This is a genomic window from Nocardioides sp. Z35_8, assembly GCF_059621125.1.
The window spans coordinates 633,748-646,268 of record NZ_JCAQIE010000001.1; the positions used below are offsets into that span (position 1 = coordinate 633,748).

10 protein-coding genes are annotated in these 12,521 nt (G+C 73.4%); 4 read left to right on the plus strand and 6 right to left on the minus strand.

Annotated elements, in window-relative coordinates; all coding sequences use genetic code 11:
• Window positions 1-4 precede the first annotated feature (4 nt).
• Genes AC54T2_RS03040 through AC54T2_RS03050 form a run of 3 tightly spaced genes read left to right on the plus strand, consistent with a single transcriptional unit; the run spans window position 5 to window position 3,599 of the window.
• Window positions 5-583, plus strand: a complete 579-nt coding sequence (locus tag AC54T2_RS03040) for an RNA polymerase sigma factor (protein WP_186339450.1) — start codon at window positions 5-7, stop codon at window positions 581-583.
• Window positions 580-2,097, plus strand: a complete 1,518-nt coding sequence (locus tag AC54T2_RS03045) for a M1 family metallopeptidase (protein WP_496665486.1) — start codon at window positions 580-582, stop codon at window positions 2,095-2,097. Before AC54T2_RS03040 ends, AC54T2_RS03045 begins: the two co-directional genes overlap by 4 nt.
• Before the next feature lie 29 nt (window positions 2,098-2,126).
• Entirely contained in the window at window positions 2,127-3,599 is a 1,473-nt protein-coding gene (locus AC54T2_RS03050) for a carboxyl transferase domain-containing protein (protein WP_489976263.1), read from the plus strand.
• Window positions 3,600-3,608: 9 nt separating this feature from the next.
• On the opposite strand, the gene AC54T2_RS03055 is transcribed toward AC54T2_RS03050, so the two are convergent.
• Together AC54T2_RS03055 and AC54T2_RS03060 are read right to left on the minus strand one after the other, a co-directional pair.
• On the minus strand, window positions 3,609-4,646 hold the full coding sequence (locus AC54T2_RS03055; protein ID WP_496665487.1) for a DivIVA domain-containing protein: 1,038 nt from the start codon (window positions 4,644-4,646) through the stop codon (window positions 3,609-3,611).
• Window positions 4,639-6,096: a coiled-coil domain-containing protein gene (locus AC54T2_RS03060; RefSeq protein ID WP_496665488.1), complete on the minus strand. Its 1,458-nt coding sequence runs from the start codon at window positions 6,094-6,096 to the stop codon at window positions 4,639-4,641. The genes AC54T2_RS03055 and AC54T2_RS03060 overlap by 8 nt, the downstream gene beginning before the upstream one ends.
• Before the next feature lie 140 nt (window positions 6,097-6,236).
• Between AC54T2_RS03060 and AC54T2_RS03065 the strand changes: the two genes are divergently transcribed.
• Entirely contained in the window at window positions 6,237-7,187 is a 951-nt protein-coding gene (locus AC54T2_RS03065; RefSeq protein WP_496665489.1) for an NAD-dependent epimerase/dehydratase family protein, read from the plus strand.
• Window positions 7,188-7,541: 354 nt separating this feature from the next.
• Here the strand turns inward: AC54T2_RS03065 and AC54T2_RS03070 are convergent, their stop codons facing one another.
• The 4 genes from AC54T2_RS03070 to AC54T2_RS03085 form a co-directional block, all read right to left on the minus strand.
• A complete protein-coding gene (locus AC54T2_RS03070; protein WP_496665490.1) occupies window positions 7,542-9,101 on the minus strand; it encodes a dihydrolipoamide acetyltransferase family protein in 1,560 nt (519 codons plus the stop codon).
• A 10-nt stretch (window positions 9,102-9,111) separates the two neighbouring features.
• Window positions 9,112-10,095 (minus strand): alpha-ketoacid dehydrogenase subunit beta, encoded by a 984-nt coding sequence (locus tag AC54T2_RS03075; protein ID WP_186339457.1) that lies wholly within the window; start codon window positions 10,093-10,095, stop codon window positions 9,112-9,114.
• Complete coding sequence (gene pdhA / locus AC54T2_RS03080; RefSeq protein ID WP_186339458.1) at window positions 10,092-11,261, minus strand: pyruvate dehydrogenase (acetyl-transferring) E1 component subunit alpha; 1,170 nt, start codon at window positions 11,259-11,261, stop codon at window positions 10,092-10,094. Before pdhA ends, AC54T2_RS03075 begins: the two co-directional genes overlap by 4 nt.
• 207 nt (window positions 11,262-11,468) lie before the next feature.
• The gene (locus AC54T2_RS03085; RefSeq protein ID WP_496665491.1) at window positions 11,469-12,458 is read right to left on the minus strand and encodes a glutathione S-transferase family protein; all 990 of its coding nucleotides are present in this window, start codon (window positions 12,456-12,458) and stop codon (window positions 11,469-11,471) included.
• Between the last annotated feature and the right edge of the window lie 63 nt (window positions 12,459-12,521).

Below are 12,521 nucleotides of genomic sequence, written 5' to 3' on the forward strand. Positions count from 1 at the left end.
AGGCGTGAGCTATTCCGGGGACCACGGCGACGCGTTGACGCCGGACGACATCGACGAGCTGGCTCGTCGCGCCCGCGACGGCGACCGCGACGGGCTCGAGCAGCTGCTCGCCGCCGTGCGCCCGCGGGTGCTCAACATCTGCCGCGGGGTGCTCCCCTACTCCGGCGACGCCGAGGACGCGTGCCAGGAGGCGATGCTCAACGTCGCCACCAAGATCGGCTCGTGGGGCGAGCGCGGGCGGTTCACCACCTGGCTGCACATCGTGTCGGTCAACAGCGCGCGCACGACCTACCGACGGCTCAAGAACCTCGCCACCCCGACCGACTTCGAGGACGGCGCCCACGACCGTCCCGACCCGCGGACGACCAGCGTGATCGCCGGCACCCGCCTCGACCTGCTCGAGGCGATGGAGACCATCGAGAAGGACCACCCGCAGTTCGTCGAGCCGCTGCTGCTGCGCGACGTCTACGGCCTGCCCTACGACGAGATCGCCGCGCTGGTGGACGCCCCGCTGGGCACGGTGAAGGCGCAGATCCACCACGGCCGCAAGCTCGCCCGCCCCCTGCTCCGGGGCGAGAGATGAGGCACCGGCCCGTCCGCGCGGTGCTCGCGGCGGGCCTGTCCCTCGCCGTCCTGGCCGGGTGCTCCGGCGGCGGTGCCGCCGGTCCCGAGGAGCTCAGCAACCCCGCCCCGGCCGCCGCGGTCGGGGACGGCGATGCCACGGCTGCGCCGGTCTCGGACCCGGAGGTCGCCGAGCCGGTGGAGCCCGACCTCGACGTGGCGGTGTCGACCCCTCGTGAGGACAGCCTCTACCCCGCGGTGGGCGACCCGCGGGTGGACGCGCTGCACTACGACCTCGACCTCGACTGGGACCCCGAGGCCGAGCACCTGACCGCGTCGGCCACGGTGACGTTCCGCGCCACCCGCACCGCGCCGCGCTTCCAGCTCGACCTCGGGCGCCCGCTCACCGTCGGCCGGCTGACCCTCGACGGCGAGCCCGCCGCGTTCTCCCGCCGGGGCAAGGACCTCGTCGTGGACGCGCCCATCGAGGCCGACCAGCGCTACGAGCTGTCCCTCGACTACGTCGGCACGCCACGCCCGATCCCGGCGCCCACCACCCGCGGCGACTTCGCCAGCACCGGCTTCACCGTCACCGACGCCGGCGAGGTGTGGACGATGCAGGAGCCCCACGGCGCCTTCACGTGGTACCCCGTCAACGACCATCCCTCCGACAAGGCTCTCTACGACATCACCGTGCACGCGCCGCGCGGCTGGACCGGGATCGCCAACGGCCGGCTCACCGACCTCACGACGGACGGCGACGGCACGACCACCTCGTGGCAGCTCACCGAGCCGGCGTCGTCCTACCTCATCACCCTCGCCATCGGCGACTACTCCCACAGCAGCACCACCACCGAGGGCGGGCTGCGGGTCGACTACTGGACGCCGCGCGGCATGACGCGTCCGCTCGCGTCGATCCAGACCGCCGCGGCCACCGTCGACTGGATCGAGACCAAGCTCGGCGACTACCCCTTCGACGCCCTCGGCCTCGTCGTCACCGACTCGCAGAGCGCGATGGAGACCCAGACGATGGTCACGCTCGGCAACAACGACTACGTGCTCTCGCCCGAGGTCGTCGCCCACGAGATCGTGCACCAGTGGTACGGCGACCAGGTCTCGCCCGCCGACTGGCGCGACGTCTGGCTCAACGAGGGCATGACGATGCTGCTGCAGTGGGCCTACGAGGACGAGCACGACATCCGCCCGCTGCGCGAGAGCCTGCGCGGCGCCCGCCTGATCGACCAGCAGCTGCGCGACGACTACGGACCGCCCGGGGCCTACGACCCGCGCCAGTTCGGCGGCTCCAACATCTACTACACGCCCGCGCTGATGTGGAACGAGCTGCGCGTCGACCTCGGCGACGAGGAGTTCTACGCCGTCGCCCGGTCGTGGCTGGCCGCCCACGACAACACGTCGGTGTCGCGCGAGCAGCTCTACGACCACTGGGAGGCCGAGACCGGGCGCGAGCTGTCGGCGTTCTTCGACCGGTGGATCACCGGCACCCGTACGCCCGGGCGCGGGGTCCCGCAGGGCTGAGCGGCACCCGCGCGCAATACCCTCGCCCCATGGGCCGCCTCTCCGCACACGACCTGATCGACCTGGTGCTCGACGAGGGCTCGTGGTCGTCCTGGGACACCCCGCCGACGCGCGGGCCCCTCAGCGAGGCGTACGCCGCCGAGCTCGCCGCGGCCGCGGAGAGGTCGGGCGTCGACGAGTCCGTGCTGACCGGCGAGGCGCGGCTGCGCGGGCGCCGGATCGCCGCGCTGGTGGGCGAGTTCGGCTTCCTGGCCGGGTCGATCGGCCGGGACGCGGCCGACCGCATCGTCGCCGGCATCGAGCGTGCCACCCGCGAGGGCCTGCCCCTGGTCGCGGCCCCGGTCAGCGGCGGCACCCGGATGCAGGAGGGGACCCCGGCGTTCGTGCAGATGGTCCGGATCTCGGCGGCGATCGCCGCCCACCGCGACGCCGGGCTGCCCTACCTCGTCTACCTGCGCCACCCCACCACCGGCGGCGTGATGGCGTCGTGGGGCTCGCTCGGCCACGTCACCGTCGCGGAGCCCGGCGCCCTCGTCGGCTTCCTCGGCCCGCGGGTCTACGAGGCGCTCTACGAGCGCCCGTTCCCCGAGGGCGTGCAGACCGCGGAGAACCTCTACGCCCGCGGCATCGTCGACGCCGTGCTCCCGCCGGAGGAGATCGCCGAGATCCTCGACCGCGCGCTCACGATCCTGATGGCGGCACGCGACGGCGTCGCCGCGGTGCCCGACCCCGGTCAGGACGACGTGCCGGACGTCGACGCCTGGGACTGCGTCACCCGGTCGCGGCGCCCCGACCGGCCGGGCGTGCGCCGGCTGCTGCGCTACGCCGCGCGCGACGTCGTACCCCTCAACGGCACCGGTCAGGGCGAGAGCGACCCGGGGCTGCTGATCGCGCTGGCGCGCTTCGGCGAGGCGCCGTGCGTCCTCCTCGGCCAGGACCGGCGCGGTCAGACCACCGACCACCCGATGGGCCCCGAGGCGCTGCGCGAGGCCCGGCGCGGGATGCGGCTGGCCTCCGAGCTCGGGCTGCCGCTCGTCACCGTCATCGACACGCAGGGCGCCGCGCTGTCGGCCGACGCCGAGAACGGCGGGCTGGCCGGCGAGATCGCCCGCTCGCTGGCCGATCTCGTCACCCTCGACGCGCCGACACTGTGCCTGATGCTGGGCGAGGGCAACGGCGGCGGTGCGCTGGCACTGCTGCCCGCCGACCGCGTCGTCGCGGCGCAGCACGCGTGGCTCTCACCGCTGCCGCCCGAGGGCGCGTCGGCGATCGTGCACCGCGACCGCGACCACGCCGCCGAGATGGCCCGCGCGCAGCAGGTGCGGGCCATCGACCTGCACCGCCGGGGCGTCGTCGACCGCATCGTGGCGGAGAAGCCCGACGCGGCCGACGAGCCGGAGGAGTTCTGCCGGCGGGTCGGCGCCGTGCTCGAGCACGAGCTCGGCACGCTCCTGGCGTCCGGTCCCGGCTCGGCGGCCGACCGCGCGCGCCGCTACGTCTGAGCCGCCGGGCTACCGCTCCGGCGTCTCGTCGCTCGCCTGCTCCGAGTCGGCCGTGGCCGGGTCGGAGACCTCGCCGGCCTCATCCGGGGTGTCGTCGGTCTCCTGTGCGGCGTCGTCGAGCGGGTCACCGTGCGGGGACGCGGCGGGGAGGTCGCCGGGCAGCGCCACGCCGGGCACGGTGCCGGTGAGGGTGGCGAGCATCTGCCGCACGTTGGAGAGCTGGGCGTTGATGCTGTCGCGGCGCTGCGCGGCGGCGGCGAGCTCGCGCTCGGACTCGACGCGTACGCGGTCGGCGGAGGCACGTGCCTCGCTCACCAGCGTCGTGGCCCGCTCCTCCGCCTCGGCGAGCATGCGGGCGATCCGCTGCTCGGCCTCGGCGCGGCTGCGCTCGAGGGTCGCCTCGGTGTCCTTGTTGCGGGCGGTCATCGCGTCGAGCTCGGCCTGCGTCGCCGCCTGCTGGGCCTGGAACTCCGCGGTCGCCTTCTGCCGGCGCTCGGCGAGGGTGGTCTCGAAGTCGGCGGCGGCCTGGGCGGCCTTGGCCCGCTGGTCCTCGTAGACCGCCTCGGCCTCGGCACGCCGGGCGGACGCGTCGCGCTCGGCGGCGTCGCGTTCGCCGTCGGCGGCCTTCCGGGCGTCGGCGAGCAGCCGGGCGCCCTCGGCGTCGGCGTCGCGGCGGGTCTCGTCGGCGTAGCGGTCGGCGTCGGCACGCATCGCTCCTGCTTCCTGCTCGGCCTCCTTGCGCAGCGTCTCGACCTCGCCGAGCACCCGGTCACGGATCTCGGCCGCCTCGGCCTCCGCGAGGGCCAGGATCTGACCGACGCGCTCGCCGAGGTGCTCGAAGGTCGGGAGCTCGGGCTCCTGCGACTCCCGCGAGACGAGCGCGTCGCGAGACGCGGCCGCCTCGGCGCGGGCCTGCTCGGCGGCCTGCTCGGCGGCGGCGAGGCGCTCGCGCAGCTCGGCCGCCTCGTTGCGGGCCTGACCGACGGCTCGCTCCACCTCGGTCGGGTCGTAGCCGCGGCGCACGGTCGTGAACATCTCTTCAGGCATCCGGGTTCTCCTGGTGGGGTGACGAGGGGGGCTCGCTCGGGGGGTGGGCGGACGGGTCGGTGGGGGCGGCGTCGCCGCGGTCGGGGACGGACAGCGCTGCGATCACTCCGGAGAGCTGGCCGAGCTCGGCCGCGATGCCATCGCGCCGCGACTGGAGCTGGGCCACCTCGGTGCGGGCCCGCTCGAGCGCGCGACGCGCGCCCTCGCGCAGCTGGTCGGCCTCCGCGCGGGCCTCGGCGACCAGCGCGTTGGCCTCCTCGCGCGCGCGGCGCCGGTCCTCGGCGGCCTCGGCACGGCTGCGCGTGACCTCCTGGGCCACCAGCGCGCGCAGGCTCGCGGCGCCCGCCTCGGCCTCGGCGCGCCGGCGTTCGAGGCGCTCCACGGCGCGCTCGGCGTCGTCGGTGGCGTCGGCGACGATGCGGGCGGCATCGGCCTCGGCGCGGGCGAGCGTCGACTTGGCCTCGCTCTCCATCTCCGCGGCGGACAGGCCCGCGGCACGGGTGATCTCCTCGGCACGGCGCCTCGCCTCCGAGAGCTCGAGGGCCATCCGCCCGGCGACCGCTGCCATCACGCCCTGCAGGCGACGGCGTACGACGCGGGTGTGCTCGCCGATCTCCGCATGACCCGCCTTGCGGATCGCGTCGGCCTCGGCGGCCGCCCCGTCGAGCACCGAGCGGACGGTGCGGGTCGCCCAGTCGGTCTGCTCGGCGGCCTGCCGGAGCTTGTCCTCGCTCTCGGCGCGGGCCGCGGCGAGCGTCTCCTCGGCCAATCGGCGCATGCGGTCGACCTCCGCGCCGGTGGTGCGGCGCATCTCCTCGACGTGCAGGGCGGCCTCGTCGCGCATGCGGGCCGACTCCGTCGAGGCGCTCGCCCGCAGCGACTCCGCCTCCGCCATGGCGGTGTCGAGCTGCTGCTGGCCACCGGCGCGCGCCTCCTCGAGCACCTGCGCGGCCGCCTCCTGGGCGGCGGCGAGCGTCGACTCGGCCTCGGCCCTGGCTCCGGCGAGGAGCTCGTCGCGGGCGGCGGTGGCGGTGTCGCGGACGTGCTCGGCCTCGGCGCGGAGCGCGCCGGCCGCCTCGCGGGCGCGGACCAGGACGTCGTCGCCCTCGGCCCGTGCCGCCTCGACCTGCTCGTCGCGGGCGCTCTCGGCCGACGACATCAGCAGCGAGGCCTGCTCGTTGGCGTCGACCACGATGGTCGCCGCCTCCTCCGACGCTCCGGCGAGCACCTCCTCCGCCTGCCGGCGTACGCGGCCCGCCTCGGCCCGGTCGGCCTCCGCCTCGCCCGTGAGCCGGCGCAGCTCCTCGCGCAGGACGGCGAGGTCCCCGGTCAGCGCGTCGGCCTCCCGGCGGGCCTCGCCCACCAGCTCGTCGGCGACCTGCTGGGCACGGGCCAGCAGTGCCGAGGCCGTGGGCTCGCCCGGGGCTGCCGCAGCGGCGTTGTGGGGCATCCGCCAGCTCCTTCCTCACGATCCGAGGGCATGCATTGTTCACGCACGCGGACGCGTACGACAGAGGGGTGGGCGCACGCGGTTGCGCCGACAGCGAAACTGCTTGCGTGCGCAGTATCTCACCCGCTGGGGTGAACCTCATGAAGTTGCTCGTGCTCGGCGGCACCAGGTACCTGTCCCGCGAGGTCGCGACCCTGGCCGTGGCGCTGGGGTGGGACGTCACCTGCGCGTGTCGTGGGTCGTCGGGGCCGGTGCCGCAGGGCGCCACGCACCTGCCGTACGACCGGGCCGACGCTCCCCCGGCGGCGATGGCAGACGGCGGTTGGGACGCCGTGGTCGACGTGGCGCGGCTGCCCTCGCAGGTGCGCAGCGCGGTGGCGGCGACGTCGTACGCCCACTGGGTCTTCGTCTCGACGATCAGCGTCTACGCGGACAACTCGTCGCCGGCGATGGAGCCGCTGGTCGCGCCGATCGACGAGGACGTCGACCTCGCGGTCGACGCGGAGGCCTACGGCGGGATGAAGGTCGCGTGCGAGCAGGCCGTGCAGGCGGGCGCCACGTCGTGGGCGATCGCGCGGCCCGGGCTGATCGTCGGCCCCGGCGACCCGACGGGTCGCTTCGCCTACTGGCCGCAGCGCCTCGCCCGCGGCGACGAGGTGCTGGCACCCGGCCGGCCGACGGACGTCGTCCAGGTGATCGACGTGCGCGACCTCGCCGCGTGGCTGCTGGTGCTGGCCGAGTCGCGCACCACCGGCACCTACGACGCCGTCGGCGAGCCGGTGGCGTTCGGCGACCTCCTGAGCGAGGTGGCGGCCGGCGTCGGGTCTCCGGGCCCCTCGCTCACCTGGGTCGACTCGTCGTTCCTCGAGGAGCAGGGGGTCGTGCCGTGGGCCGGCGAGGGCTCGCTGCCGTTGTGGCTGCCGCGACCGGAGTACGCCGGGATGCTGGCCCACGACCCCGGCCCCGCCGTGGCGGCCGGGCTCCGGCTGCGACCGCCCTCGGAGACGGCTCCGGCATGCCTCGACTCCCCCGTCACCGCCCTGACGGCCGAGCGCGAGGCCGAGGTGCTCGCAGCCTGGCACTCCCGGTGACGCACAAACAGGCTCGAGGCGGCTCGTCCTGACCGCCCAATCACGTCGAGGCGGCTCGTCCTGACCGCGTAAACACGTCGAGGCGGCTCGTTCTGACCGCCGAATCACGTCGAGTGGGCTCGTTCTGACCGCGATACAGGCTCGAGTCGGCGCGTCCTGTCGTCAGGATGCGCCCACTCGACGTCGGTTGAACGTCAGGACAAGCCCACTCGACGTCGGTTGAACGTCAGGATGCGCCCACTCGACGTCGGTTGAACGTCAGGACAAGCCCACTCGACCCCGATTGAACGTCAGGATGCGCCCACTCGACGTCGGTTGAACGTCAGGACGAGCCCACTCGACCCCGGTTGAGCGTCAGAAGAGGAGGGCGGTGCCGGGGTCGTGCATCAGCCCCGCGACGTCGGCGAGGAAGCGGGAGCCCTTCTCGCCGTCGATGTGGCGGTGGTCGAAGGACAGCGCCAGCGTGGTGACGTCGCGGACCACGATCTCGCCGGTCTCCTCGTCGACCCACGGGCGCTTGTTGACCGCACCGAAGCAGAGGATCGCCGACTCGCCGGGGTTGATGATCGGCGTGCCGGCGTCGACGCCGAAGACGCCGACGTTGGTGATCGTGAAGGTGCCGCCGGCCATCTCGGCCGGCTGGGTCTTCCCCTCGCGGGCGGTGGCGGTGAGCTCGCCGAGCGCCTGCGCCAGCTCGACCATCGAGAGCGAGTCGGCGTCCTTGACGTTGGGCACCACCAGGCCACGCGGGGTGGCGGCCGCGACGCCGAGGTTGACGTAGTGCTTGGACACGACCTCCTGGGCGTCGTCGTCCCAGTAGGAGTTGATCTCCGGGGTGCGCTTGATCGCGAGGACGGCGGCGCGGGCGAGCACGAGGAGCGGGCTGACCCGGGTGTCGCGGAACTCCGGGCGCGCCTTGAGCCGAGCCACGAGCTGCATCGCGGCGGTCACGTCGACGGTGACCCACTCGGTGACGTGCGGGCTGGTGAAGGCGGAGCGGCTCATCGCCGCCGCCATCATCTTACGTACGCCCTTGATCGGCTCGCGGGTCTCGCGCTCGCGCGGCGCGTCGTACGACGGCGCGCCCGTGGGTGCGGGCACGGAGGACGCAGCGGCGGGAGCCGAGCCGTTGGCGGCCCTCTGCACGTCGTCGCGGGTGATCGACCCGGCCGGGCCGGAGCCGACCAGCAGGGACAGGTCGACGCCGAGGTCCTTGGCGAGCTTGCGCACCGGCGGCTTCGCGAGGGCGCGTACGTCGCCGGGCGCGGCCTGCGCGGCCGGCGGGACGAGCGCCTCGGCGGGCGCCGCGGCCGGCGCGGGGCGCTGGTCGACGGCGGGCACCGGGGTCTCGTCGGCCGGCATCACCTCGTCGGACTGCGCACCGCCCGGGGCGAACGCGCCCTGGACCTGCATCTGGGTCTGCGAGCCGGCGACGGTGCTCGGCGACGCCGAGCCGCGGCGGGCGCGGCGCATCGGGCCCCGGTCGGCCTTGATCCGGCCGACGAGGGACGCGCCCTCCATCGAGCCGGACGCGGCCGGGTTGGACAGGTCGATCTCGGCGGCGTCGGCCTCCTTGGCGCCGGCCTTCTCGGCCATGCCCAGGTAGGGGTCGGACTCGGTCTGCTCGGCGGGCGCCGAGGCGCCCGACGACACCGGGGTGGACGGCGCGGGCGCCTCGCCCTCGACGCCGATCGCGATGATCGGCGTGCCGACCGGCACGGTCTCGCCCTCGGCCACGAGGAGCGACAGCACGGTGCCCTCGAACGGCGACGGGAGCTCGACGAGCGACTTGGCGGTCTCGATCTCGACGATCACGTCGTTGATCTCGATGGTGTCGCCGACGTTGACCTTCCAGGCCACGATCTCGGCCTCGGTCAGGCCCTCGCCGACGTCGGGGAGAAGGAATTCGGACACGTCGTTCCTCTCAGTACGCGAAGGTGCGGTCGACGGCGTCGAGCACGCGGTCGAGGTCGGGGAGGTACTCCTCCTCGATCCGCGAGGGCGGGTAGGGCATGTCGAACGCGCCGACGCGGAGCACCGGGGCCTCGAGGGAGTAGAAGCACTCCTCGGTGACCCGGGCCGCGAGCTCGGCACCCATGCCGAGGTTGACGTGGGCCTCGTGGGTGACCACGCACCGGCCGGTGCGGCGTACGGACTCGTAGACCGGGCCCATGTCGAGCGGCGAGAGCGTGCGCAGGTCGATCACCTCGAGGCTGCGGCCCTCGGACGCGGCGGCCTCGGCGCACTTGAGCGCGGTCTTCACCGTCGGGCCGTAGGCCAGCACCGTCGCGTCCGACCCGGCGCGGACGACGCGGGAGGTGAACAGCGGCTCGGGGGTCGCGGACTCGTCGAGCTCGGCCTTGTCGGCGTGGTACTGCCGCTTGGGCTCGAGGAAGATCACCGGGTCGTCGTGGGCGATGGCCTGCTGGATCATCCAGTAGCCGTCGACCGGGTTGGAGCAGGCGACGACCTTGAGCCCGGGCGTGTGCGCGAACTGCGCCTCCGGGCTCTCGGAGTGGTGCTCGACCGCACCGATGCCGCCGCCGAACGGGATGCGGATGACGATCGGCATCCGCACCTTGCCCTGCGAGCGGTAGGTGTACTTCGCGACCTGGCACACGATCTGGTCGTAGGCGGGGTAGACGAACCCGTCGAACTGGATCTCGACGACCGGGCGGTAGCCGCGCAGCGCCATGCCGACCGCGGTGCCGACGATGCCGGACTCCGCGAGCGGGCTGTCGATGACGCGGTCCTCGCCGAAGTCCTTCTGCAGGCCGTCGGTGATGCGGAAGACGCCGCCGAGCTTGCCGACGTCCTCGCCCATGAGCAGGACCTTGTCGTCGTCCTCCATCGCCTTGCGCAGGCCCATGTTGAGGCCCTTGGCGAGGGTGATCTTCTGTGTGCTCATGAGTGCCCTCCTACGGCAGAGCCCTCGAACGACGCGAGGTAGGCGGCGAACTGGTCGCGCTGGGCGGCGATCTCGTCGGTCATCTCGGCGAAGACGTAGTCGAACTGGTCGAGCGGCTTGGGGTCGGGCAGCGCCTTGCAGCCCTCGCGGAGGTGGTGGCCCAGCTCCTTGGCCTCGGCGTCGAGGTCGTCGAAGAACTGCTGGTCGACCAGGCCGTTGCGGCGCAGGTAGACCTTGAGCCGCTCGATCGGGTCCTTGAGCTTCCAGTGCTCGAGCTCGTCGTTGAGGCGGTAGCGGGTCGGGTCGTCGGTGGTGGTGTGCGCGCCCATCCGGTAGGTGTAGGCCTCGACGAACGACGGGCCGTTGCCCTCGCGGGCCCGCTGCAGCGCGGCCTTGGTGACGGCGTACGTCGCCAGCACGTCGTTGCCGTCGACGCGGATGCCCGGGAAGCCGAAGCCCAGCGCGCGCTGGTAGAGCGGGATGCGCGTCTGGCGCTCGATCGGCTCGGAGATGGCCCACTGGTTGTTCTGGCAGAAGAACACCACGGGGGCGTTGTAGGAGGCGGCGAAGATGAACGCCTCGTTGACGTCGCCCTGGGAGGACGCACCGTCGCCGAAGTGGGCGATCACCGCCGCGTCGCGCTCGGGGTCACCGGTGCCGACGACGCCGTCGCGCTGCATGCCCATCGCGTAGCCGGTGGCGTGGAGGGTCTGCGCGCCGATGACGATCGTGTAGAGGCCGAAGTTGTTCTCGTTGGGGTCCCAGCCGCCCTGGTCGACGCCGCGGAACAGCCCGAGCAGCCGCAGCGGGTCGACGCCGCGGCAGTAGGCCACGCCGTGCTCGCGGTAGGTCGGGAAGACGTAGTCCTGGGGACGCAGCGCGCGGCCGGCGCCGATCTGCGCGGCCTCCTGGCCGAGCAGCTGGGCCCAGATGCCGAGCTCGCCGTGGCGCTGGAGCGCGGTGGCCTCGACGTCGATGCGCCGGGTCAGCACCATGTCGCGGTAGAGCCCGCGCAGCTCCTCGGCGGAGAAGTCGTGGTCGAACTCGGGGTGGTGCACGCGCTCGCCCTCGGGCGTGAGCAGCTGGACGAGGTCGGCGCCACCGTCGGACTGGGACGGTCCGAAGACCTCCGCAAGGTCGGGGCCGAAGCTCACAGGATCGGACAACGCACTCTCCTCACAATCGGGCAGCGGCGGTCTCGGGATCGCCGGACGCCGACGCTCACAGTGTGGTCGCGGGCGTGTGTGACCCCGACCACATGGTGGGGCTCAACGTATCGGCCGGGGCCCGGACAGCACCAATCGGGTCCGTCACCGGAGGAGCCGGCGCCGGTGACCGGACCAGACCGCGCCTACCGAAGTCGGAGGCGCCCGTCAGCCGCGGCCGTGCGGGGTCAGCCAGCCCGACTCGTCGGGCCCGACCGGCACGATCTGCGTCGGGTTGATGTCGGTGTGCACCACGTAGTAGTGCTTCTTGATCTGGTCGAAGTCGACCTCGTCGCCGAACCCGGGCGTCTGGAAGAGGTCGCGGGCGTAGCCCCACAGGTGGGGCATCTCGGTGAGCTTGTTGCGGTTGCACTTGAAGTGCCCGTGGTAGACGGCGTCGAAGCGCACCAGGGTGGTGAACAGCCGCACGTCGGCCTCGGTGATGGCGTCGCCCATCAGGTAGCGGCGCTCGGCCAGCCGGTCCTCGAGCCAGTCGAGCGCGGTGAACAGCCGGTCGTACGCGTCGTCGTACGCCTCCTGCGAGCCGGCGAAGCCACACCGGTAGACGCCGTTGTTGACCTCGGTGAAGACGCGCCTCATCACCGACTCCATCTCCTCGCGGACGTCCGCGGGCCACAGGTCGGGGGCGTCGGCGCGCTGGTGCTCGCGCCACTCGAAGGACAGGTCGTGGGTGATCTGCGGGAAGTCGTTGGTGACGACCTTGCCCGACTCGACCTCGACGATGGCCGGCACCGTGATGCCGCGGGGGTAGTCGGGCTCACGGGCGAAGTAGGCCTCCTGCAGGCGCTCGATGCCGAGGACCGGGTCGCGCCCGCCCTCGTCGAGGTCGAACGTCCAGCTGCGCGCGTCGTGCGTGGGACCGGGAGCCCCCCACGAGATGGCGTCCTCCAGGCCCAGGAGCGAGCGGACGATGATCGAGCGGTGCGCCCAGGGGCACGCCCGGGCGGCGATGAGCCGGTAGCGGCCGGGCTCGGCCTTCCAGACCGGGACGTCGCGCGGGCTGTCCTTCGACCCGCTGGGGAACGTGTCGTCGAGTGGATCGGCGGACCGCTCGCCGGCCAGCACGCGGTCCGGGAGGTAGGACATGTCCCGCTCGAAGGGCTTGCCCTTGGTCGTGTAGGTCGCCGTGTCGTTCATTCTTCAACCATAACTCGCACCAACCCCCCAACAACCCTTTGCAAAGGGTCGTTGGCAGTTTAC